Raw genomic sequence first — 23432 nt, forward strand, 5'->3', positions numbered from 1 at the left:
ACCCAATCGTGTCGTCGCCGGCCGTCTTCTCGACCGGCGGGGCTCGGGCTGTGTCGGGGGCAGAGCTCACTGCTGAGCCTGCCGGCCAACCTAGTTCCCGGTATATGCGCAGGTCACGCCCGGATGAACCGCCGCTCGCCAGCAATCGGTGACTTTTCCATCACTCTACGTACGAGCTGATCGTCACCATCCGTCATCTGCGCAGGTCAAGGCGGGCACAGGGACCGATGGCAGCAGCGGAGAAAGCGGACGGATCCGTCCAGACACACCGGGGACGACACGCCGACACGTCCCGGAAACCGCTGGTCGACGCGCCGGGAGGCCGGCCGGCGCCGCTGGTCAGCCCGCCGCGCGGCGTCCCGCCTGGCGGCCCAGGAGCCAGCCGCCGACTCCCGCCGGCACCAGCAGACCGAGCACCACCAGCCCGGCACCCGAGGTGTGCCGCCACGTCCAGAGCACGGCCCCGTCGACGCCGGGCACGAGCCGGCTCTCGTAGGCGGAGGCGCCGCCGGGTACCAGGGGCTCGTGGCCGCCGCCGTGGGTGATCCACCGGGCGGTGTTCGCCCACCAGGACACGACGACGCCGGCGAGGACCAGCGCCGTCCCCGCCCCGGCGGTCAGCCAGGGCGCCGCCCGCCTCACCCCGCCAGCTCGGCGGTCCAGCGCTCCGCGGCGGCACGGAGCGCGGCGGGGTCGGGGCCGACGGCCAGCACGTCCCGGGACACGGTGGGGACGACGGCGGTGCCGGCGCCGAACAGCCGGCGCAGGTCGGCCACGGACCCGCCCTGGGCGCCCAGGCCGGGAGCGAGTACCGGGCCGCCGAGACCGGTCAGGTCGACGTCCAACTCGCGCAGCGTGGCGCCGACGACCACCCCGCACGAGCCGGTGGTGGGTCCCCACCGGCCCGCGAGGTCACGGACGGCGGCGACGTCGGGCAGGGGGTCGCCGACGACCCAGCCCGGGGTGTTCCAGCCGCGCACGGTGTCGACGACGACCTGGGCCACGCTGCGCTCGCCGACCAGCGCGTGCTGCAGGGTGCCCGCGTCGGGGTTGGAGGTGCGGGCGAGCACGAACAGGCCCCCGCCGCACTGCCGCGCGGTGTCGACGGCCGGCTGCAGCGAGCCGGGGCCGAGGTAGGGGCTGACCGTGAGGGCGTCGGCCGACAGCGGGTGCTCCGGGCGCAGGTAGTCGGCGTAGGCGTCCATCGTCGAGCCGATGTCGCCGCGCTTGGCGTCGAGCAGCACGAGCGCGCCGGCGGCCCGGGCCCGCGCGACGGCGTCCTCCAGCACGGCCAGGCCCCGCGAGCCGTGCCGCTCGTAGAACGCCAACTGGGGCTTGAGGACGGCGACGGTGCCGGCCAGGGCGTCGACGACCGTGTCGGTGAACCGCGCCAGCCCGTCGGGGTCGTCGCCGAGCCCCCAGCGCTCCAGCAGCGGGACGTGCGGGTCGATCCCGACGCACAGCGGTCCGCGGGTGGCGACGGCGTCGGCCAGGCGCTGCCCGAACGGGGCGCTCACGCCGGCACCGAGCGCGGCAGGGTCTGCCCGAGCGCGGCGACGCAGTCCCGGGCCAGGTACGGGTCGGCGAACGCCCCGGACGCCGACTGCACGGCGTCGGCGCCGGCGGCGAACAGCGCCTCGAACGAGGCGGGGTCGGTCACCCCGCCCATCGCCAGGACGTCGAAGGACCACCCGCCCGCCGCACGCAGGTCGACCAGGCGCCGGGTGAGGTCCAGGGCGGAGTCGCGGACGGCGACGCCGGAGAGGCCGGCCAGCTCACGGCCGGGGAACGTCGCCGTCCCGTCGCTGCGGCGGACCCGGCTCTGCAGGGTGTTGATCCCCGCGACGCCGTCGACCAGCGGGGCGAGGCGGGGCACCAGCGCGGCCAGCGACGGCTCGTCGAGCCAGGAGAGCTTGGCGACCAGGCCGGTGCGGTCGTCCAGCGCCCGCCGCACGCCCTCGACGACGGCGACGGTCGCGTCGGCGTCCAGGCACAGCGGCGGCTTCACGCCGGCGGCCGACGGGCTGAGCGTGTTGGGGCAGGACAGGTTCAGCTCGACGACGGGTGCGCCGGCCTCCTCCGTCATCCGCGCGGTGCGGGCGAAGTCGTCGACCAGGGCGGTGCCGTCGCCCTCCCCCATGACGCTGACCAGCAGCAGCTGGTCGTCCCCGACCGCGGCCAGGGAGCGCTCGAGGTCGGGCATCCACTCCTCCGGCTCCAGGGACGGGACGCCGAAGGAGTTGACCGTGCTGACGTCCGGGGAGCCGGGCGGCACCCAGTCCCACGGGTCGGCGGTGACGTCGGCGGCCGCGCCCGGCGGCAGGCTCGACGTCTGCCGCGGCGCGAACACCCAGTTGGGCTGCGGGTTGGGCTCGTGAGCGCGGCTGCGCACCGTCTTGTAGGTCAGGACGCTGTAGCCGTTGCCCGCGAAGTGGCGCACCCACTGCTCGCCGCCGTTCAGGACGCACGCCGGCACCCCGATCGGGAAGCCGACCGACCGCCCCAGCACCCGCCAGCGGCGTCCGCCCGCGACCGGCCGCTCGGGCAGCCGCGGCCCGAGCGGCGTGGCGAGGTTGTCCCGGTAGGAGCCGAGGACGTCGTAGGCCGGCGTCCGGAGCCCGGCGGCGGCCAGCACCCCGGCCCGTCGCGCGAAGAACAGCACCCGGGTCAGCAGCGGCAGGTCGTCGTCCCCCGCCGTGCCCGACGCGAGCCGGGCCGCCAGCGCGCGGGCCGACTCCCCCAGCGCGTCCAGCTCCGGCTGCGGCGGCCGCGCGAAGCGGGTCACCCCGGCGAGGAAGGCCTCCGGCAGGCCGTCGAGCAGCCCGCGCCGCACGAGGTCCTCCCGCACCCGGGCGACGGCGCCGGGGGCGACGACCGCGGTCACGGCCGCGCCGCGGCGGCGGCCGGGGCCTGGGCGGTCAGGGCCGCGTGGACCTCCTGGAGGCTGCGGACGCCGACGTCGCCCTGGCGCAGCGCCTCGATGCCCTGCACCGCGGCCGCCAGCCCCTGCACGGTGGTGATCGACGGGATCCCGGCGGAGACCGCGGCGGTGCGGATCTCGTAGCCGTCCAGCCGCGGCCCGCTGTTGCCCGGCGACCCGAACGGGGTGTTGACCACGATGTCGACGTCCCCGGCGAGGATCCGCTCGACCACGTTGCCGGGCCCCTCGCTGAACTTGCCGACCACCTCGCAGGCCACGCCGTTGCGGCGCAGCACCTGGGCGGTGCCGGCGGTGGCCAGCACCCGGTAGCCGAGCGCGGCCAGCCGCTTGACCGGGAAGATCGCCGAGCGCTTGTCCCGGTTGGCCAGCGACACGAACACCGTGCCCTCGACCGGCAGCGAGCCGTAGGCGGCGGCCTGCGACTTGGCGAACGCCGTCCCGAAGCCGGTGTCGAGGCCCATGACCTCGCCGGTGGACTTCATCTCCGGGCCGAGCACCGTGTCGACGTTCTGCCCCTCGACGGTGCGGAAGCGGTGGAACGGCAGCACCGCCTCCTTGACCGCGATCGGGACGTCCTCGGGCAGGTCCGCGCCGTCCCCGGTCGCGGGCAGGACGCCGGCGGCGCGCAGGTCGGCGATCGTCTCCCCGACCGCGATGCGGGCGGCGGCCTTGGCCAACTGGACGGCGGTGGCCTTGGAGACGAACGGCACCGTGCGGCTGGCCCGCGGGTTGGCCTCCAGCACGTAGAGGATGTCGTCCTTGACCGCGTACTGGACGTTCATGAGCCCGCGGACGCCGATGCGGGCGGCCAGCTTCTCCGTCGCGGCACGGATCCGCACCAGGTCGGTGGAGCCCAGCGTGATCGGCGGCAGCGCGCACGCGGAGTCGCCGGAGTGGATCCCGGCCTCCTCGATGTGCTCCATGACGCCGCCGAGGTAGAGCTCGGTGCCGTCGTAGAGCGCGTCGACGTCGACCTCGACGGCGTCCTCGAGGAACCGGTCGACCAGCACCGGGTGCTCGGGGCTGACGTCGGTGGCCTTGGCGATGTAGGCCTCGAGGGTGGCGTCGTCGTAGACGATCTCCATCCCGCGCCCGCCCAGGACGTAGGACGGCCGCACAAGCACCGGGTAGCCGATGGCGGCGGCGATCTCCCGGGCCTCGGCGAAGGTGGTCGCCGTGCCGTGCTTGGGGGCCAGCAGCCCGGTGTCGTGCAGCACCCGGGAGAACACGCCGCGGTCCTCGGCGGCGTCGATCGACTCCGGCGAGGTGCCCAGGACCGGGACACCGGCGTCCTTGAGCCGCTGCGCCAGGCCCAGCGGCGTCTGCCCGCCCAGGGTGCAGATGACCCCGGCCACCGGGCCGGCCGCGCGCTCGGCCTCGACCACCTCGAGGACGTCCTCGAAGGTCAGCGGCTCGAAGTACAGCCGGTCGGCGGTGTCGTAGTCGGTGGAGACGGTCTCGGGGTTGCAGTTGACCATCACCGCCTCGTAGCCGGCGTCCTGCAGCGCCATGACCGCGTGCACGCAGGAGTAGTCGAACTCGATGCCCTGGCCGATCCGGTTGGGCCCGGAGCCCAGGATCAGCACCGCCGGCTTCTCCCGCGGCTCGACCTCGGTCTCCTCGTCGTAGGAGGAGTAGTGGTAGGGCGTGCGGGCGGCGAACTCCGCGGCGCAGGTGTCCACCGTCTTGTAGACCGGCCGGATGCCCATGCGCCAGCGCAGCAGCCGGACGCCGTCCTCCCCGGCCAGCTCCGGCCGCAGCGCGGCGACCTGCCGGTCGGACAGGCCGTACCGCTTGGCCCGGCGGAGCAGCTCCGGGGTGAGGGACGGCGCCTCGCGCACCTGCTCGCCGATCTCGTGCACCAGGGCGATCTGGTCGACGAACCACGGGTCGAACCCGCTGGCCGCGGCCACCTGCTCGACGGTGGCGCCGGCGGCCAGCGCCCGCTCGGCGAGGTAGAGCCGCCCGTCGACGGGGGTGCGCAGCGCCTCGAGCAGCTCCTCGGCGGTGGACCCGTCGTCCCCGCCCGTCCAGAAGCCGGCCACCGAGGTCTCGGTGGACCGCATGGCCTTGCCCAGCGCCTCGGGGAAGTTGCGGCCCAGGGCCATGACCTCCCCGACGCTCTTCATCGTGGTGGTCAGCCGCGGGTCGGCTCCGGGGAACTTCTCGAAGGCGAAGCGCGGGATCTTCACCACGACGTAGTCCAGCGCCGGCTCGAAGGAGGCGGGGGTGACGCCGGTGATGTCGTTGGTGATCTCGTCGAGGGTGTAGCCGATGGCCAGCTTCGCGGCGATCTTGGCGATCGGGAAGCCGGTGGCCTTGGACGCCAGCGCGCTGGACCGGGAGACCCGCGGGTTCATCTCGATGACGACCAGCCGGCCGGTGTCGGGGTGGACGGCGAACTGGATGTTGCAGCCGCCGGTGTCCACACCGACCTCGCGCAGCACGGCGATACCGATGTCGCGCATCCGCTGGTACTCGCGGTCGGTGAGGGTCATCGCCGGGGCGACGGTCACCGAGTCGCCGGTGTGCACGCCCATCGCGTCGATGTTCTCGATCGAGCAGATGACGACCACGTTGTCGCTGCGGTCGCGCATCAGCTCCAGCTCGTACTCCTTCCAGCCGAGCACCGACTCCTCGATGAGGACGGTGTGCACCGGGGAGTCGGCCAGGCCGTGCCCGGCCATGCGGCGCAGCATCGGCTCGTCGGTGGCGATGCCCGACCCGAGCCCGCCCATCGTGAAGCTGGGCCGGATGACGACCGGGTAGCCGACCTCCTCGGCGGTGCCGATCGCCTCGTCGATGCTCGCGCAGACCTTCGACCGCGGGGCGTCGGCGCCGATGGAGCGGACGATGTCCTTGAACATCTGCCGGTCCTCGCCGCGGTTGATCGCGTCGACGTCGGCGCCGATGAGCTGGACGCCGTACCGCTCCAGGACGCCGTTCTCGTACAGGCCGATCGCGATGTTCAGCGCGGTCTGCCCGCCGAGGGTGGCCAGCAGCGCGTCGGGGCGCTCCTTGGCGATCACCTTCTCGACGAACTCCGGGGTGAGCGGCTCGACGTAGGTGGCGTCGGCGACCTCGGGGTCGGTCATGATCGTCGCCGGGTTGCTGTTGACCAGGCTGACCCGCAGCCCCTCGGCCTTGAGCACCCGGCAGGCCTGGGTGCCGGAGTAGTCGAACTCCGACGCCTGGCCGATGATGATCGGCCCCGAGCCGATCACCATGACGTGCTGCAGATCGGTCCGCTTGGGCATCAGGCGCTCTTCTCCCCGGTCGTGTGCTCGACGACCGGCGGCGGACCGACGGCGTCCCCGGTCTCGCGGGCGGTCTCCATCAGGTCGACGAACCGCTGGAACAGCGGCGCGGCGTCGTGCGGCCCGGCGGCCGCCTCCGGGTGGAACTGGACGCTGAACGCCGGCACGTCCAGGCAGCGCAGGCCCTCGACGACGTCGTCGTTGAGGCCGACGTGGCTGACCTCGACCCGCCCGTAGGGGGTGTCGGTGGGCCGGTCCAGCGGGGCGTCGACGGCGAAGCCGTGGTTGTGGCTGGTCACCCGCACCGTGCCGCTGACCCGGTCGAGCACCGGCTGGTTGATCCCGCGGTGCCCGAAGCGCAGCTTGTAGGTGCCCAGGCCCAGGGCCCGGCCGAGGATCTGGTTGCCGAAGCAGATGCCGAACAGCGGCCGGCGGGCGTCGAGGACGCCGCGCACCGCCTCGACCGCGTAGTCGGCGGCGGCCGGGTCGCCCGGGCCGTTGGACAGGAACACGCCGTCGGGGCCGGCGGCCAGCAGGTCCTCGGCGGTCGCCGTGGCCGGCAGCACGCGGGTCTCGACGCCGAGGGCCGCCAGGTGCCGCGGGGTGGCGGTCTTGATGCCGAGGTCGAGGGCGGAGATGGTCAACCGCCGCTCCCCCTGCGCCGGGACGACGTAGGGGTCGTTGGCGGTCACCGACGGCGCGAGGTCCGCGCCGCTCATGCTCTCCGACGCCCGCACCCGCAGGAGCAGCTCGTCGGCCGACAGGCCCTCGCTGCTGATGCCGGCGCGCATCGCGCCGCGCTCGCGCAGGTGGCGGGTCAGCGCCCGGGTGTCGACGTCGCTGATGCCGACGACGCCCTGCGCGACCAGCTCGTCGTCCAGGCTGCCGGTGGCCCGCCAGTTGGCCGGCCGGCGGGCGGGGTCGCGGACGACGAAGCCGGCCACCCACATGCGGCGGCTCTCGTCGTCCTCGTCGTTGACCCCGGTGTTGCCGATGTGCGGGGCGGTCATGACGACGATCTGGCGGGCGTAGCTGGGATCGGTCAGCGTCTCCTGGTAGCCGGTCATCCCGGTGGCGAACACCGCCTCACCCAGCGTCGTCCCCACCGCGCCGTAGGCCTCGCCACGGAACGTGCGCCCGTCCTCCAGGACCAGGAGCGCTTCTGTCACTTGACTGCCCTTTCTGTTCGGTTCCGCGCTCGCTCCGCTCCTCGCTGGCAGAGCTCGCTGCGATGCTCACTCGCTGTCACCGAACGGCTTTTCCGTCGAGCACGGTCGCGATCCCTCGCAGGAACGTCGCGACCACCCGGCCGGGGAGCTCCCGGCCGGCATAGGGGCTGTTGCGGCTGCGGCTGGCCAGCGCCGCCGGGTCGACGGCCGACCGGGCACCCGGGTCCAGCAGCAGCAGGTTGGCCGGCTCGCCGGGGGCCAGCGGGCGGCCGTGTCCGTCGAGCCGGCCGATCGCGGCCGGGCGGGCCGACATGCGGTCGGCGACGCCGCGCCAGTCCAGGCGGCCGGTCTCGACCATGGTCTGCACGACCACCGCCAGCGCCTGTTCCAGTCCGAGCATGCCGGGCCGGGCGCTGGCCCACTCGGTCTCCTTGTCCTCCATCGCGTGCGGCGCGTGGTCGGTGGCGACCGCGTCGATCGTCCCGTCGGCCAGCCCGGCCCGCAGCGCCTCGACGTCGGCGTCGGTGCGCAGCGGCGGGTTGACCTTGAACACCGGGTCGTAGCTCTCGGCGCAGGCGTCGGTGAGCAGCAGGTGGTGCGGGGTCACCTCCGCGGTCACCTCGACGCCGCGGGACTTCGCCCAGCGGATGATCTCCACCGACCCGGCCGTGGAGACGTGGCACACGTGCAGCCGGGCGCCGACGTGGCCGGCCAGCAGCACGTCGCGGGCGATGATCGCCTCCTCGGCGGCGGCCGGCCAGCCGGTCAGGCCCAGCCGCGCCGACCGGTCGCCCTCGTGCATCTGCGCGCCGGCGGTCAGCCGCGGCTCCTCGGCGTGCTGGGCGACGACGCCGTCCAGCGCCTTGACGTACTCCAGCGCGCGCCGCATGAGCGCGGGGTCGGCCACGCAGTGCCCGTCGTCGGAGAACACGCGCACGCGGGCGGCGGAGTCGGCCATCGCGCCGAGCTCGGCCAGCCGCTCGCCGGCCAGCCCGACGGTCACCGCCCCCACCGGGACGACGTCGACCAGCCCGGCCTCCTGGCCCAGCCGCCACACCTGCTCGACGACGCCCGCGGTGTCGGCGACCGGGTCGGTGTTGGCCATGGCGTGCACCGCGGTGTACCCGCCGAGCGCGGCGGCGCGGCTGCCGGTCTCCACGGTCTCGGCGTCCTCCCGGCCCGGCTCGCGCAGGTGGGTGTGCAGGTCCACCAGGCCGGGCAGGGCGACCAGGCCGGCCGCCTCCACGACGTCCGCGCCGGGCACCGACAGCGACTGCCCGATCGCGGCGATGCGGCCGTCCTGCACCAGGATGTCGGCGGCGTCCTCGCCGTAGGGCCGGGCCCCGCGGATGAGAACGGTCATGAGGGGGCGCCTCCCAGCAGCAGGTACAGGACGGCCATGCGCACGGAGACCCCGTTGCCGACCTGCTCGACGATCGTGGAGCGGGCGGAGTCGGCCACCTCGGCGGCGATCTCCATCCCGCGGTTCATCGGGCCCGGGTGCATGACGATCGCGTCGTCGGCCAGGGCCGCCATCCGCCGGCCGTCCAGGCCGTAGCGGCGGCTGTACTCGCGGGCGCTGGGGAAGAACGAGGCGTTCATCCGCTCCGCCTGGACCCGCAGCATCATCACCACGTCGGACTTCGGCAGCACGGCGTCCAGGTCGTAGGAGACCTCCGCCGGCCAGCTGCCCACGCCGACCGGCAGCAGCGTCGGTGGGGCCACCAGGGTGACCTCCGCGCCGAGGGTGGACAGCAGCCGGACGTTGGAGCGGGCCACCCGGCTGTGCAGGACGTCGCCCACGACGGCCACCCGCACGCCCTCGAGCCGGCCCAGCCGGTGCCGGATCGTGTAGGCGTCCAGCAGGGCCTGGGTGGGGTGCTCGTGGGTGCCGTCGCCGGCGTTGACCACGCTGCCGCGCACCCAGTTCGCCAGCCGGTGCGGCGCCCCGGAGGCGCTGTGCCGGACGACGACGGCGTCCGACCCCATCGCCTCCAGGGTCAGCGCGGTGTCCTTGAGGCTCTCGCCCTTGGAGACGCTGCTGCCCTTGGCGGAGAAGTTGATGACGTCGGCCGACAGGCGCTTGGCCGCCAGCTCGAAGGAGATGCGGGTGCGGGTGGAGTCCTCGTAGAAGAGGTTCACCACCGTGCGGCCGCGCAGGGTCGGCAGCTTCTTGACCTCGCGGCCGGCCAGCGCCTGCTCGATCTGCGCGGCGGTGTCCAGCACCAGCGTCGCGTCGGCGCGGTCGAGGTCGGCGGCCTCCAGGAGGTGGCGCTTCACTGCTCGCCCTCCTCGTCGATGAGCAGCACCTCGTCGGCGCCGTCCACCTCGGTCAGGTGGACGCGCACCTGCTGGGTGCGCGAGGTGGGCACGTTCTTGCCCACGTAGTCGGCGCGGATCGGCAGCTCGCGGTGGCCGCGGTCGACGAGGACGGCCAGCCGCACCGCGCGCGGCCGCCCCAGGTCGCGCAGCGCGTCGAGCGCGGCCCGCACCGAGCGGCCGGAGTACAGGACGTCGTCGACGAGGACGACGAGGCGGTCGTCGACGCCGGCTTCGGGCAGCGTCGTCGGCTCCAGCGCGCGGACGCCGCGTCTCCGCAGGTCGTCGCGGTAGAGGGTGATGTCGACGGTGCCGACGTCGACCGGCGTCCCGGAGAAGGCCTCGATCCGGGCGGCCAGCCGGCGGGCCAGCGGGGCGCCGCGGGTCGGGATGCCGATGAGGACGACGTCCGAGAGGCCGCCGTCAGAGGACTCGGGGCTCGCGGCCGCGGCGCGCTCGATGACCTGGTGGGCCATCCGGTCGAGGACGCGGGCCACGTCGGCGGCGGAGAGGAGTGCTGCGGCGGACGGACCGGCAGGGGCCGGTGCGGCGTCCAGGGCAGGCTCGGGCGAATCGGCCATGAGGCCTCCTTCCCCGCCTCACTGGACGGGTCGTTAAAGGAGTGGTCGGACCGGGAGCGACGGTACTGCACGACCGGATGTGACCCGCACCGCGGCCCGAGGGGCCACGATGTGGGGCCTCGTCACCCCGGAGGGCTGTCCTGGTGTCGCCGACCCCGCGAGACCAGTACGCTCCGTGACGACAGAACGCCCACGACGACGGACAGTGAGCAGGAAGCGATGAGCACCGACTACTCACGGGCCCTCGGTGCCCGGCTCCGCGCCATCCGCAACCAGCAGGGTCTCAGCCTCCAGGGAGTCGAGGACAAGTCGCACGGCCGCTGGAAGGCCGTCGTCGTCGGTTCCTACGAGCGCGGCGACCGTGCGGTGACCGTGCAGCGGCTCTCCGAGCTGGCGGTCTTCTACGGCGTGCCGGTCTCCGAGCTGCTGCCCGACCCCCGCCCGAGCTCCGCGGTCACCTCGACGACGAAGATCGTGCTGAACCTCGAGTCGCTGGGCTCGCTGCCCGCCGACGAGGCCGGCCCGCTGGCGCGCTACGCCTCGACCATCCAGGCCCAGCGGCACGACTACAACGGCAAGGTCCTCTCCATCCGCGCCGAGGACCTCAAGTCGCTGGCGATCATCTACGACATGAGCCCCGACGAGCTGACCTCCCGGCTCATCGAGTGGGGCGTCCTCTCCCCCGGCATGGAGAGCGTCGTGGGCTTCGGCGGCGACGAGGACGAGGACGAGGTCAACCCCAACTGGGAGCGCCGCCGCACGCCCCGCTGAGGCTGCACCCCACCCTCCTCACCGCTCGCGGGCGGCCTCGGGACGGCCCGGGTACGCGAGAGGCCCCTGACCGGTGCGGTCAGGGGCCTCTCGCGTGTCCGGGCCCGGTCGGGGCCCCGCATTGGGGGATGAGAACTGTCAGCAGGGGGTCCTAGCGTCGGCGCCGTCGCACCGACCACCCGAGGAGCCCCCATGGAGCCGACCGAGCCGGCCACCGTCGTCCTGGACGGGCACCTCGAACGGGCTGCCCGCCGCCGGGCGGCCCTGCGCCGGGTGCAGCGCCGGCAGGCCACGGCCCGGATCAGCGCGATGCTGGCCGCCGCCGGCCCGCCGGTGTGACCCGGCCGGCTCCGCAGGTCAGCTGGTGGGCACCTCGGCGTCGAGGATCGCGCCCAGCACCCCGTTGACGTAGGCCGGCGAGTCGTCGGTCGACAGCGCCCGGGCCAGCTCCACCGCCTCGTCGATGACCACGGCGTCGGGCACGTCGTCGGCCCACAGCAGCTCGAACACCGACATCCGCAGGATCGCGCGGTCGACGTCGGGCAGCCGGTCGATCGACCAGCCCTTGGCGTGCCGGTCGATCAGCTCGTCGATGCGGCCGGAGTGCTCGACCGCCCCCTCCACCAGCCGGACGGCGTGGTCGGGCACCGGCGGCTGGGCGTCGGCCACCCGCTCGCGCAGCAGCGCGAGCGGGTCCGACCCGCGGAGGTCGGCCTCGTAGAGGACGTCGACGGCGCGCTTGCGCGCCTTGGACCGGGCAGCCATCGCCGGACGGGTCGTCAGTTGGCGCGGCCGAGGTACCGGCCGTCGCGGGTGTCGACCTTGAGCTTGTCGCCGGTGTTGACGAACAGCGGCACCTGGATCTGCGCGCCGGTCTCCAGGGTGGCCGGCTTGGTGCCGCCGGTGGAGCGGTCGCCCTGCAGGCCCGGGTCGGTGTGCTGGACCACGAGCTCGAGGGTCACCGGGAGCTCCACGTACAGCGGGCTGCCGTCGTGCACCGCGACGACGACCTCGGTGTTCTCCAGCAGGTAGTCCGCGCCGCCGCCGACGGTCTCGGCCGGCACGTGGATCTGGTCGTAGGTGTCGCCGTCCATGAAGACGTAGTCGGCGCCGTCCTTGTACAGGTAGGTCATCGACCGCTTGTCGACGTTGGCGGTCTCGACCTTGGTGCCGGCGTTGAACGTCTTGTCGACGACCTTGCCCGAGAGCACGTTCTTCAGCGTGGTGCGGACGAACGCGCCGCCCTTGCCCGGCTTGACGTGCTGGAACTCGGTGACGGTCCAGAGCTGGCCGTCGAGGTTGAGGACCATGCCGTTCTTGAGGTCGTTGGTGGTAGCCATCTAGAGGACCAGCAGTTCCTTGCTCGTGAGGGTCAACAACTCGGGCGTGTCATCCGTGACGATCAGGGTGTCCTCGATCCGGACCCCGCCGTGGCCGGGCAGGTAGACGCCCGGCTCCACGGTGACGGCCATGCCGGCGGCCAGCGTACCCGCGCCGAGCTGCCCGATGCCCGGCGCCTCGTGGATCTCCAGCCCCACCCCGTGGCCGAGGCCGTGGGGGAAGTGCTCGCCGTGGCCGGCCGCGGCGATGACGTCGCGGGCCGCCGCGTCGACCGCGACCACGTCGGCGCCGACGGCGAGCGCCGCCCGCCCGGCCGCCTGCGCCGCCGCGACCAGCTCGTAGACCTCGTGCTGCCAGTCGGCCGCGTGCCCGAGGACCAGCGTGCGGGTCATGTCGGAGTGGTACCCGTCGACGGTCGCCCCGAAGTCGAGCTTGAGGAAGTCCCCGGAGCGCAGCTCGGTGGTGTCGGGGCGGTGGTGCGGGATGGCGGAGTTGGCGCCGGTGGCCACGATCGTCTCGAACGACGGGGCCTCGGCGCCCATGGCGAGCATCCGCGCGTCCAGCTCGCGGCCGACCTGCAGCTCGGTCCGGCCCGGGCGCAGCGCGCCCTCCGCCGCCAGCTCGGCCAGCGCGGCGTCGGCCACGGCGCACGCCCGGCGCAGCGCGTCGACCTCGTCGTCGTCCTTGACCGCCCGCTGCGCCTCCACCGCCCGTCGCACGCTGGCCAGCTCGGGCACGGTGCCGCCCGCCGCGGCGTCGGCCAGCACCGACTCCAGCGCGCGCAGCCCGTCGACGGTGAGGTGGTGGCTCTCGTAGCCGATCCGCCCCGCACCGCGCCGGACCGCCTCCCGCGCCAGGGCCGGCACGGTGGCGCGGTCGACCAGCAGCTCGACGTCGGGCACCTGGGTGCCGGCCTGGGTGGTGTAGCGGCCGTCGGTGCCGAACAGGTCCCCGCCGTCGGTGCGCAGCAGCAGGGCGCCGTTGGAGCCGGTGAAGCCGGTCAGGTACCGCACGTTGAGCAGGTCGGTGACCAGGACGGCGTCCAGCCCCTGCTCGGCCGCCGTCGCCCGGAGCCGCTCCCGGCGCTCCCCGTGCCTCACCGCGCCTTCCGTTCGGCTCCGCGGTCGCTCCGCTCCTCGCTCGCAGAGCTCGCTGCGATGCTCACTCCCTGTCGCCTCACCGGTGGCCCCGGGCGACCAGCCACTGCAGCGCCAGCACGTAGCCCTGCACGCCCAGCCCGGCGATCACGCCGTCGGCCACCCGGGAGACGTAGGAGAAGTGCCGGAACTCCTCGCGCCGGTGGATGTTGGTGATGTGCACCTCGACCAGCGGGCCGTTGAGGGTGGCCAGCGCGTCGTGCAGCACGACCGAGGTGTGCGACCAGCCGCCGGGGTTGATCACCACCGGGTCACCGGCGTCGGCCGCGGCGTGCACCCAGCCGAGCAGCTCGCCCTCGGAGTCGGTCTGGCGCACCCGCACCTCGGCGCCCAGCTCCCGGCCGGTGGCCTCCAGCAGCTCCACGAGCTCGGCGTACGTCGTCGTGCCGTACTTCTCCGGCTCGCGCAGCCCGAGCCGGCCGAGGTTGGCCCCGTTGAGCACCTGGATCGTCACGCGTTCTCCCCGTTCGTCGCGTCGGTGGGCCGGGTGGACGACACCGCGGCCCACGCCGCGTCCAGCCACGCCTGGTCCGGGTCGGCCAGGATCCGCGGGTCGCCCAGCCCGTCGAGGACGACGAACCGCAGCGAGGCACCGCGGGCCTTCTTGTCCACCCGCATGACCGACTGGAGCTGCGTCCAGTCGCCGTCGTACCGGGTGGGCAGGCCCATCGCAGCGACCAGCTCGCGGTGCCGGTCGACCTCGGCGCGGGTGAGCAGGCCGGCCTGACCGGCGAGCTCGGCGGCGAAGACCAGGCCGACGGCGACCGCCTCGCCGTGCCGCCAGCCGAAGTCCTCCACCCGCTCGATGGCGTGCCCCAGCGTGTGCCCGTAGTTGAGGAACTCGCGGCGCCCGGTGTCGAAGAGGTCCTCGCCCACCGCGTCCGCCTTGACCTGCACCGCCCGCTCGATGAGCTCGGCGGTGTCACGGCGGCCGGTGGGGTCGGCCTCGAGCAGGTCGAGGATGCTCCCGTCGGCGATGAAGCCGCACTTGACCACCTCGGCGAGGCCGGAGCGGAACTCCGCGTCGGGGAGTCCGGCGAGGACGTCGGTGTCGGCCAGCACCGCGGACGGCGGGTGGAAGGCGCCGACGAGGTTCTTGCCGGCCCCCGTGTTGATGCCGGTCTTGCCGCCGACCGCGGCGTCGACCATGCCGAGCAGGCTGGTGGGCAGGTGGACCACCCGCACGCCGCGGACCCACGTCGCGGCCAGGAAGCCGGCCAGGTCGGTGACCGCTCCCCCGCCGACGCCGACGACCGCGTCGGACCGGGTCAGCCCCAGCCGGCCGAACTCCTCCCAGGCCCCGGCCGCGACCTCGGCGGTCTTGGCGGCCTCCCCGTCGGGGACGACGACCGCCTCCGCGGCCACGCCGGCGGTCTGCAGCGTCTCCACCGCGGCACCGGCCAGGGCGGCCAGCGGCGGGGCGTGGACGACGGCGACCCGCGGCGTGCCGGCGAGCACCAGGGCGAGCTCGGCCTGGGCACCCGGCCCGATGACCACCTCGTAGGGCTTGCCGCCGGGGACGGTCACCCGCCTCACGTTGCCCTCCGTTCGCTCCTGCGGGGCGCTCCGCTCCTCGCCCGTTCCTCGCTGCGGTGCCGACGCCCGTGCCCGCTCACGGCGTCGTCCCGGCGCGCAGGGCCGCCGCCACGTCGGCGATCACGTCACCGGGCTCGCGGCCGCCGGTGGGCACCGTGAGCGTGGCGACCTCGGCGTACAGCGGGGCACGCGCCAGCAGGAGGTTGCGCAGCGTGGCCCTCGGGTTCATGCCGAGCACCGGCCGGTCGCGCCCGAGCCCGACGCGCTGGGCGGCCGAGGCCAGGTCGATGTCGAGCCAGACGACGGTGCCGCCGGAGCGGGTGTAGTCGACCAGCAGCGCCCGCGTGGCGGCGCTGAGCACGGCGCCGCCACCGAGGGCCAGGACACCGGAGTGGGCGCCCAGCGCACGGGCCACCGCCTGCTCCTCCAGGGAGCGGAAGAACGGCTCGCCGCGCTCGACGAACAGGTCGGCCACGGTCTGACCGGTGACGTCCTCGATGTCGGCGTCGGTGTCGCGGAACGGGACGCCGAGCAGCTCCGCGACGGCGGTGCCGACCGTCGTCTTGCCCGACGACGGCGGCCCGACCAGGACCAGGACCGGCCGGCTCATCGGATGGCCAGGTTCTCGAGGTAGGCCTGCGCGTTGCGGCGGGTCTCGGGCACCGAGTCGCCGCCGAACTTCTCCAGGGCCGCGTCGGCCAGCACGAGGGCGACCATCGCCTCCATGACGACGGCCCCGCGGGGCACCGCGCACGCGTCGCTGCGCTGGTTGATGGCGACCGCGGGCTCGCCGGTGGCGACGTCGACGGTGGCCAGCGCGCGCGGCACCGTGGAGATCGGCTTCATCGCCGCGCGGACGCGCAGCACCTCGCCGTTGGTCATGCCGCCCTCGATGCCGCCGGCGCGGTCGGTCGTCCGCTGCACGCGGCCGTCGGCCAGGACGATCTCGTCGTGGGCCACCGACCCGCGGCGGCGGGCGGTCTCCAGCCCGTCGCCGACCTCGACGGCCTTGACCGACTGCACGCCCATGAGGGCGCCGGCCAGCCGGGAGTCCAGCCGGCGGTCCCAGTGCACGTGGCTGCCCAGGCCCGGCGGCAGCCCGTGGACGACGACCTCGATGACCCCGCCCAGGGTGTCGCCGTTCTTCCGGGCGTCGTCGACCTCGGCGACCATGAGCTCGCTGGTCGCCGGGTCGGCGCAGCGCACCGGGTCCTCGTCGATGCGCGGGTTGTCCTGCGGGCCGGGGACGATGCCGTCGGGCACGGTGACCGGCCCGATGCCCACGACGTGGCTGACCACCTCGACGTCCAGCACCTGACGGAGGAACGCGCGGGCGACGGCGCCGAGCGCGACCCGGGCCGCGGTCTCCCGGGCGCTGGCGCGCTCCAGGACGGGGCGGGCGTCGTCGAAGCCGTACTTCTGCATGCCGGCGAGGTCGGCGTGCCCGGGGCGCGGCCGGGTGAGCGGCGCGTTGCGGGCCTGGCCGGCCAGCACCTCGGGGTCGACCGGGTCGGCGGACATGACCGTCGTCCACTTCGGCCACTCGGTGTTGCCCACCTGGACGGCGATCGGGCCGCCCTGGGTGATCCCGTGCCGGACCCCGCCGGTCAGGGTGACGACGTCCTGCTCGAAGGACATCCGGGCGCCGCGGCCGTGGCCGAGCCGACGCCGGGCCAGGTCGACGTCGAGGTCGGAGGTCTGCACCCGCACGCCGGCGGGCAGGCCCTCGAGGATGGCGGTGAGCTGCTGGCCGTGCGACTCACCGGCGGTCAGCCAGCGCAACATGCCCCGGATTCTGCCAGCCTCCGGTCCCGGGCCCGTCACGCCACCGGGAGTGGGCCCTCCAGAGCCAGCGCGAGCACCGCACCCACGAGCAACGGCGGGCCGAACGGCAGGGCGGTGCGCCACCCGGCCCGGCCGGTGGCCAGCAGGACGAGGGAGAGGACCGCCCCGGTGAGCAGCCCGAGGAACACACCGGCCAGCAGCGCACCCCAGCCCACCCAGCCGAGCACCAGCCCGAGCAGGCCCAGCAGCTTCACGTCGCCGTAGCCGAGCCCCTGCGGGGAGACCAGGGCGCCCAGCGCCGCCAGCCCGAACGCCGCCCCGGCGGCGAGCACCGCCCGCAGCAGCTCCGGCCAGGTCCCCAGCACCGCGGCGTCCACCAGGAGTGCCCCGGCGACGGCGACCCCGGCCGGGAAGGTGACCCGGTCGGGCAGCCGGTGCACGGCGAGGTCGACCGCGGCCAGCACCACCCCGGCCGCCGCGGCCCACCCGAACGCCACGGTGGCCGGGCGCAGCCCGCCGAGGGCCAGTGCGCCGGACAGCGCGACCGCGAGCACGGCGGTGGTCGTGAGCGCCCGCGCCGCGGACGCCGGGGCCGGATCGTCGCGCCGGGCCAGCCGGACCGACACGCGGGCCAGCCACGGCCCCAGCAGGACGGCGGCCACGACCGCGACACCGGCGACCGCGGCCGGGGGGAGCGGTGCCGGCACCGGCGTCAGCGGGCGTGCAGGGCCGCGCGCATGGCCTCGATCGGCGCCGGCTGCCCGGTCATCAGCTCGACCTGCACGGTGGCCTGCCAGAACAGGACGTCCAGGCCGCCGACGACGGTGCCCCCGGCGTCGGTGACCGCGGTGGCCAGCGGCGTCGGCCACGGGTCGTAGAGCACGTCGAGGACGGTCTGGTCGGCCTGCCACGGCAGCGCGGCCACGTCCGGCTGCCCGCCCACCGGGACGGTGCTCACCACCGTGGTCGCGTCCACCACCGCCTCCCGCAGCGACACCACCGTCGTCGGCACGGCGAGGGTGTCCAGCACCCGCAGCAGGTCCGCGGCACGGGAGGGGTCGCGGACGACGACGTCCACGTGCCGGGCGCCGAGAGAGGACAGCGCGACCGCGGCGGCCGCGGCCGTGCCACCCGCGCCGAGGATCGCCGCCCGGTCCACCTCGTCGACCCCGGCCAGCTGCAGGGCCATCCCGATGCCGGTGACGTCGGTGTTCTCCGCGCGCCACCCCTGGTCGGTGCGGACGAGCGTGTTGGCCGCGTGCAGCAGCCGCGGCAGCGGCTCGACGACGTCGGCGACCTCGACCGCGGCCTGCTTGCACGGCATGGTCACCGAGAAGCCGCGCCACTCCTCACCGAGGCCGGCCAGCAGCACCGGGAGGTCCTCGGCGCCGACGTCCAGGGCGTCGTAGGTCCAGTCGGTCAGGCCCAGCGCGGCGTAGGCCGCCCGGTGCAGCAGCGGGGACAACGAGTGCCCCACCGGACGGCCGAGCACGGCCGCCCGCCGCAGACCGACCGCCGTGCCCGCGTCGGGCCCGTCAGCCACCGCAGCCGAGGCCGGCCGCGGCGCACCGCTCCCGGGCGGCCATGAACTCCGAGTAGTCGGCGGTGAAGAAGTGCCGTCCGTCGTCGGACTCCAGCACGTAGTACAGGAGGTCGCCGGTGGTCGGCGCCAGCGCCGCCTCGAGGCTGGCCTCGCCGGGCGAGCTGATCGCCGTGGCCGGCAGCCCGGCCCGCGTGCGCGTGTTGTACGGGCTGTCGGTCTGCAGGTCGGTGACGGTGAGGTCGTTGCCGTTCTTGCCCAGGCCGTAGGCCAAGGTGGCGTCGATGCCGAGCGGGATGCCCTGGCCGAGGCGGTTGTAGACCACCTGGGCCACGTCGGGCCGCTCCTGGTCGAGCCGGGTCTCCGACTGCACCATGGAGGCCACCGTGACGACGTCGTACACCGACCGGCCGGCCGCGGCGGCCCGCTGCTCCAGCTGGATCGCGGTGGCGGTCTCGGTGAAGCGCGAGACCATGGCCCGGAGCATGGTGACCGGGGTGTCGTCGGGCTGGAAGTCGTAGGTGGCCGGGAAGAGGAAGCCCTCGAGCTGGCCGTTGGCGTAGGCCGGCAGGCCGAGCGCGGCGGGGTCGGCGGCCGCGGCCTGCAGCTCCTCGACCGGCTTCTGGGTGCCCTCGGAGAGCCGCTGCAGGATCTGCTGCACGGTGAAGCCCTCGGGGATGGTGACCCGGGCGAACAGCCGGGTGGCCGGGTCGAGCAGCAGGTCCAGGGCGGCCTGGCCGCTCATCTGCTGGCGCATCGCGTACACGCCGGGCTGGATCCCGGTGGCGGCCGGCTCCAGCTCGGCGGCGTCGACGAACGGCCCGACGGAGGCGATGACGCCCGCGGACTCGAGCGTGCGGCCGATGTCGCTGAGGGTGTCGCCGACGGCGATGCGGATCTGCACCTCGCCGCTGCCCTGGCCGACGAAGTCCTCGCTGGGCGGGTTCACCAGGTTGATCAGCGCCTTGCCGCCGAGGACGATCCCGCCGACCAGGCCGGCGAGCACCACCAGGGAGAGGACGACGGCCACCGGGCTGCGCCGGCGACGCCTGCGCCTGGACGGTTCGTCACCGCCGTCGGCACGGCGCCGGGAACCGCGCGGCTCCTCACCGGAGGCGCCGAGCACCTCCAGGCCGCCGGTGGCTTCGCTGTCGTCGGGGTCGTCGTCCCAGGCGAACGCGTCGGCGTCGCGGTCGACGTCGGGGCGCTCACCGGGGACGCCGGGCTGGCTGCCCACGGGCTGGGCCACGGTCTGGGCGTCGTCGGGGTGGACGTCGGTGCGCCGCTGGAGGCGGGACCAGGTGCCGGCGGGCCGCGGCGGGAGGCCGGGCAGCGGCGCCGACGGGTGCGTGCCGCCCTGGGAGCCGCCGGCGGGCGGGGTGGGGAGGCCGCCGGCCTCGGCGCGGGGCATCAGCGGCCCGGTGCTGCGGCCGTCGTCGGCGCGGCGTCCGCGGGCGCCCGCGTAGGGGGCGGCGCCGGCGGACCCGAGCCGGGCGTCGACGCGGTACGGGTCCGGCGCGGGCGTGCCGGCCGGGTGCTGGTCGGTCGCCTGACGGGGCATGGAGGCCATCCACGCGGTGGCCGGGACCCCGCTGGGGTGGTCCGCCGAGTGCCGACCCCGCCGCGCGGACGGGGTCGGATCGCTCACGGGCGCTCCCGCTGGGCGTCCAGATAGGCCTGGAGGATGACCACGGCGGCGGCCTGGTCGATCACCGGGCGCTGCTGCCGGCTGTCGAGGCCGTTCGCCCGGAGGGAACTGGCTGCAGTCACGGTGGAGAGCCTTTCGTCGACGAGGTGCACGGGCACGGGCCCGATGCGCCCGGCGAGTGCCCGAGAGTAGGCGCGCGCCTCCTTCGCCGAGGCGCCCGACGCACCCGAGAGGTGTCTCGGCTCCCCCACGATCACCTCTGTCACCTCGTGTTCCGCCACGAGGGCCGCGATGTGGTCCAGGTCGGACTCGTCGCGGGCCCGCCGCACCGTCTCCAGGGGGCTGGCCAGCGTGCCGGTGGGGTCCGACAGCGCCACGCCGACCCGCACCGAGCCGACGTCGATGCCCAGCCGGCGGCCCTGCTTCGGGCGCCGCGGCGGGATCGGCAGCCCACCGGGCAGGCCGCCGGAGAGGTCGATCTGGCTGGTCTCGTGCCGCACCGGCGGGAACCCGGCGGACAGGTCGATCGCCTCGGTGCGGTGCTGGACCGGCGGGGGCGGGGCGGCGGGGCGCTGCCGGGTGGGCGGCGGCACCGCCGGGCGGCTCACCCGGCGCTCGCCCACCGGACCGGTCTCGTCGGGGCGCTGCTCAGGCACCTCGGTCACCTCCCTGCGGCGGTCGCGACCGCCTGTTCGCCGGTCTGGAGGGCCGCGGGGATGCCGGCGGGCTCGGTCCCGCCCCCCTGGGCCACGTCTGTCTTGCCGCCGCCCCGGCCACCGACCGGGGCCGCCGCCGCGCGCAGCACGTCGTTCGCCGACAGCCCGCGCTCCTGTGCGGCCGGGTTGAGGGCCGCCACGAGAGCCACCTTGCCCCCCGACTCCGACGCGAGCAACACCACGGCCGGCCTGTCGCCGGGCAGCCGGCCACGGACGTCGAGGGCCAGCGTGCGCAGGTCCCCGCCGCCCAGGCCCGCCGGCGAGCCGGTGACCACCGCGATCCCGCCGACGTCCCGCGCACCGGCGGCCAGCTCCCCGGCCGCGGCGAGGGTCTGCTGGGCGCGCAGCTCGGCGAGCTCCTTGTCGACGTCGCGCAGCCGGGCCAGCATGCCGCTGACCCGCTCGGTCAGGCCGTCGGTGGGGGTCTTGAGCAGGTCGGCGAGCTGGCGGACGAGGTCCCGCTCGCGGGCCAGGTAGCGGAAGCCCTCCAGGCCCACGACCGCCTCCACGCGCCGGGAGCCGGAGCCGACCGACGACTCGCCGGTCAGGGCGAGCGTGCCGATCTGGGCGCTGCCCTGCACGTGCGTGCCACCGCACAGCTCCCGTGACCACGGGCCGCCGATCTCCACCACGCGGACCTGTTCGCCGTAGGTCTCCCCGAACAGGGCCAGGGCGCCGATGGCGCGGGCCTCGGGCAGCGTCATGAAGTTCGCGCTCACCTTGTGGTCGGCGCGCACCGCGGCGTTGGCGACGTCCTCGATGTCGTGCCGCTGCTGCGCGGTGAGCGCGCCCTGCCAGGCGAAGTCCAGCCGCAGGTAGCCGGGCCGGTTGTACGAGCCGGACTGCAGCGCCTGCGGGCCGAGCACCTGGCGCAGCGCGGCGTGCACCACGTGCGTGCCCGAGTGCGCCTGGCAGGCCGACAGCCGCCACTCGCGGTCCACCTCGGCCACGATCTCGGCGCCCTCGCGCAGCTGGCCCTCCAGCACCCGCACCTGGTGGGCGACCAGGCCCTTGACCGGGCGCTGCACGTCGAGCACCTCGGCGCGGCCGCCGTCCCAGGTCAGGGTGCCCGCGTCGGCGACCTGGCCGCCGGACTCGGCGTAGAACGGCGTGCGGTCGAGGACGACGCGGGTGATCTCGCCCGGCCCGGCCGGGGCGCTCTCCCCCGCCTCGTCGTCGGCGAGCTCGGAGACCACCCCGAGCACGCGGGAGTCGGTCCGCAGGGTGTCGTAGGCCCGCCAGTCGGTGGGGCCGTGGTCGGCGAGCAGCCGGCGGTAGGCCAGGACGTCGACCGAGCCGGTCTTCTTGGCGCGGGCGTCGGCGCGGGCGCGGTCCCGCTGCTGCTGCATGAGCGCGCGGAAGCCGTCCTCGTCGACGGTCACGCCCTGCTCGGCGGCCATCTCGAGGGTGACGTCGATGGGGAACCCGTAGGTGTCGTGCAGGGAGAAGGCCTGCTCACCCGAGAGCGTGGCGGCCCCGGCCCGCTTGGCGCCGGCCACGGCGGTGTCGAACAGCGTGGTGCCGGCGGTGAGGGTGCGCCGGAACGCCTCCTCCTCGGCGTAGGCGACGCTGGAGATGCGGGCGAAGTCGGTCTCCAGCTCCGGGTAGCTGGCCTTCATCGCGTCCCGGGAGACCGGCAGCAGCTCGGGCAGGGTGGCCTCGTCGACGCCGAGCAGCTTCATCGAGCGGACGGCGCGGCGCAGCAGGCGGCGCAGGATGTACCCGCGACCCTCGTTGCCGGGCGTGACGCCGTCGCCGATGAGCATCAGGCCGCTGCGCACGTGGTCGGCGACCACGCGCAGCCGGACGTCGTCCTCGTGCGCGCGCCCGTAGTCGACCCCGGCGAGGTCGGCGGCGCGGCGCAGCACCGGGGACACCTCGTCGATCTCGTACAGGTTGTTCACGCCCTGGAGCAGGTAGGCCACCCGCTCCAGGCCCATGCCGGTGTCGATGTTCTTGCGCGGCAGGTCGCCGACGATCCGGAACTCCTCCTTGCTCCGGACGTCGGCGAGCTCGTACTGCATGAACACGAGGTTCCAGATCTCGAGGAACCTGTCCTCGTCGACGACCGGACCGCCGTCCTGGCCGTGCTCCGGCCCGCGGTCGTAGTAGATCTCGCTGCACGGACCGCCGGGACCCGGCTGGCCGGTGTGCCAGTAGTTGTCCTTGTAGCCGCGGCGCTGGATCCGCTCCTCGGGCAGGCCCGCGATGCGCCGCCATGCGTCGGCGGCCTCGTCGTCGTCGTGGAAGACGGTGACCCAGATCCGCTCCGGGTCGAAGCCGAGCCCACCGGCGTCCACTGACCCGGTGACCAGCTCCCAGGCGTGCTGGATGGCCCCTTCCTTGAAGTAGTCGCCGAAGGAGAAGTTGCCGTTCATCTGGAAGAACGTGCCGTGGCGGGTGGTCTTGCCCACCTCCTCGATGTCGAGGGTGCGCACGCACTTCTGCACGCTGGTGGCCCGCGGGTAGGGCGCGGGCTCCCGGCCGGTCAGGTACGGGATGAACGGCACCATGCCGGCCACCGTGAACAGCAGCGACGGGTCGGGCGAGACCAGCGAGGCGCTGGGCACGACGGTGTGGCCGCGGGAGGCGAAGTGCTCCAGGAAGCGGCGGCGGATCTCGGCGGTCTGCATGGTCCTACTCGTGGGTCTGGAGGCGGGCGGAGCGGCGT

Annotated in this window: 22 protein-coding genes; 2 read left to right on the top strand and 20 right to left on the bottom strand. The window is 74.8% G+C overall.

The genetic code is table 11. The features are described from left to right. Positions 1–339: 339 nt before the first annotated feature. The 8 genes from ACI78Q_RS18675 to pyrR all read right to left on the bottom strand — a co-directional run bounded on the left by ACI78Q_RS18675 (position 340) and on the right by pyrR (position 10267). The gene (locus tag ACI78Q_RS18675) at positions 340–642 is read right to left on the bottom strand and encodes a hypothetical protein (RefSeq protein WP_456924934.1); all 303 of its coding nucleotides are present in this window, start codon (positions 640–642) and stop codon (positions 340–342) included. After that, on the bottom strand, positions 639–1517 hold the full coding sequence (gene pyrF / locus ACI78Q_RS18680; protein WP_456924935.1) for an orotidine-5'-phosphate decarboxylase: 879 nt from the start codon (positions 1515–1517) through the stop codon (positions 639–641). Before pyrF ends, ACI78Q_RS18675 begins: the two co-directional genes overlap by 4 nt. Then, a complete protein-coding gene (locus tag ACI78Q_RS18685) occupies positions 1514–2884 on the bottom strand; it encodes a dihydroorotate oxidase (RefSeq protein ID WP_456924936.1) in 1371 nt (456 codons plus the stop codon). The genes pyrF and ACI78Q_RS18685 overlap by 4 nt, the downstream gene beginning before the upstream one ends. Next, entirely contained in the window at positions 2881–6198 is a 3318-nt protein-coding gene (gene carB / locus ACI78Q_RS18690) for a carbamoyl-phosphate synthase large subunit (RefSeq protein ID WP_456924937.1), read from the bottom strand. The genes ACI78Q_RS18685 and carB overlap by 4 nt, the downstream gene beginning before the upstream one ends. Then, positions 6198–7367, bottom strand: coding sequence for a glutamine-hydrolyzing carbamoyl-phosphate synthase small subunit (gene carA / locus ACI78Q_RS18695; protein ID WP_456924938.1), 1170 nt, complete (start codon positions 7365–7367; stop codon positions 6198–6200). The genes carB and carA overlap by 1 nt, the downstream gene beginning before the upstream one ends. A gap of 76 nt (positions 7368–7443) precedes the next feature. Continuing rightward, on the bottom strand, positions 7444–8730 hold the full coding sequence (locus tag ACI78Q_RS18700) for a dihydroorotase (RefSeq protein ID WP_456924939.1): 1287 nt from the start codon (positions 8728–8730) through the stop codon (positions 7444–7446). After that, positions 8727–9647: an aspartate carbamoyltransferase catalytic subunit gene (locus ACI78Q_RS18705; protein ID WP_456924940.1), complete on the bottom strand. Its 921-nt coding sequence runs from the start codon at positions 9645–9647 to the stop codon at positions 8727–8729. Before ACI78Q_RS18705 ends, ACI78Q_RS18700 begins: the two co-directional genes overlap by 4 nt. Further along, complete coding sequence (gene pyrR, locus ACI78Q_RS18710; protein WP_456924941.1) at positions 9644–10267, bottom strand: bifunctional pyr operon transcriptional regulator/uracil phosphoribosyltransferase PyrR; 624 nt, start codon at positions 10265–10267, stop codon at positions 9644–9646. Before pyrR ends, ACI78Q_RS18705 begins: the two co-directional genes overlap by 4 nt. Before the next feature lie 219 nt (positions 10268–10486). Here pyrR and bldD point away from each other — a divergent pair, with 219 nt between their 5' ends. Both bldD and ACI78Q_RS18720 read left to right on the top strand, forming a co-directional pair. Then, the gene (gene bldD, locus ACI78Q_RS18715) at positions 10487–11038 is read left to right on the top strand and encodes a transcriptional regulator BldD (protein ID WP_091217936.1); all 552 of its coding nucleotides are present in this window, start codon (positions 10487–10489) and stop codon (positions 11036–11038) included. Between the two features lie 192 nt (positions 11039–11230). Further along, positions 11231–11377, top strand: coding sequence for a hypothetical protein (locus tag ACI78Q_RS18720; RefSeq protein ID WP_456924942.1), 147 nt, complete (start codon positions 11231–11233; stop codon positions 11375–11377). A gap of 18 nt (positions 11378–11395) precedes the next feature. On the opposite strand, the gene nusB is transcribed toward ACI78Q_RS18720, so the two are convergent. The 12 genes from nusB to alaS form a co-directional block, all read right to left on the bottom strand. Next, on the bottom strand, positions 11396–11803 hold the full coding sequence (nusB, locus tag ACI78Q_RS18725) for a transcription antitermination factor NusB (RefSeq protein ID WP_456924943.1): 408 nt from the start codon (positions 11801–11803) through the stop codon (positions 11396–11398). Positions 11804–11817: 14 nt separating this feature from the next. Next, positions 11818–12378 (bottom strand): elongation factor P, encoded by a 561-nt coding sequence (gene efp, locus ACI78Q_RS18730; RefSeq protein WP_456924944.1) that lies wholly within the window; start codon positions 12376–12378, stop codon positions 11818–11820. Next, entirely contained in the window at positions 12379–13479 is a 1101-nt protein-coding gene (locus ACI78Q_RS18735; protein ID WP_456924945.1) for a M24 family metallopeptidase, read from the bottom strand. It abuts the gene before it with no gap. Positions 13480–13555: 76 nt separating this feature from the next. Then, positions 13556–13990, bottom strand: coding sequence for a type II 3-dehydroquinate dehydratase (aroQ, locus tag ACI78Q_RS18740; protein ID WP_456924946.1), 435 nt, complete (start codon positions 13988–13990; stop codon positions 13556–13558). After that, positions 13987–15072, bottom strand: coding sequence for a 3-dehydroquinate synthase (aroB, locus tag ACI78Q_RS18745; RefSeq protein WP_456924947.1), 1086 nt, complete (start codon positions 15070–15072; stop codon positions 13987–13989). Before aroB ends, aroQ begins: the two co-directional genes overlap by 4 nt. A gap of 76 nt (positions 15073–15148) precedes the next feature. Beyond that, entirely contained in the window at positions 15149–15682 is a 534-nt protein-coding gene (locus ACI78Q_RS18750) for a shikimate kinase (RefSeq protein ID WP_456924948.1), read from the bottom strand. Further along, positions 15679–16857 carry a chorismate synthase gene (gene aroC / locus ACI78Q_RS18755; RefSeq protein WP_456924949.1) on the bottom strand — a complete coding sequence of 393 codons (1179 nt, stop codon included), beginning with the start codon at positions 16855–16857 and terminating at the stop codon, positions 15679–15681. The genes ACI78Q_RS18750 and aroC overlap by 4 nt, the downstream gene beginning before the upstream one ends. A 35-nt stretch (positions 16858–16892) precedes the next feature. Beyond that, the gene (locus tag ACI78Q_RS18760; RefSeq protein ID WP_456924950.1) at positions 16893–17564 is read right to left on the bottom strand and encodes a prepilin peptidase; all 672 of its coding nucleotides are present in this window, start codon (positions 17562–17564) and stop codon (positions 16893–16895) included. 5 nt (positions 17565–17569) lie between these two features. After that, a complete protein-coding gene (locus ACI78Q_RS18765; RefSeq protein ID WP_456924951.1) occupies positions 17570–18400 on the bottom strand; it encodes a shikimate dehydrogenase in 831 nt (276 codons plus the stop codon). Then, positions 18393–19958, bottom strand: coding sequence for an endolytic transglycosylase MltG (mltG, locus tag ACI78Q_RS18770; protein WP_456924952.1), 1566 nt, complete (start codon positions 19956–19958; stop codon positions 18393–18395). Before mltG ends, ACI78Q_RS18765 begins: the two co-directional genes overlap by 8 nt. A gap of 83 nt (positions 19959–20041) precedes the next feature. Continuing rightward, entirely contained in the window at positions 20042–20701 is a 660-nt protein-coding gene (gene ruvX, locus ACI78Q_RS18775; protein WP_456924953.1) for a Holliday junction resolvase RuvX, read from the bottom strand. A 5-nt stretch (positions 20702–20706) separates the two neighbouring features. Further along, positions 20707–23394, bottom strand: coding sequence for an alanine--tRNA ligase (alaS, locus tag ACI78Q_RS18780; protein ID WP_456924954.1), 2688 nt, complete (start codon positions 23392–23394; stop codon positions 20707–20709). Positions 23395–23432: the final 38 nt, after the last annotated feature.

The sequence above is a fragment of the Geodermatophilus sp. SYSU D00705 genome (genome assembly GCF_054050135.1).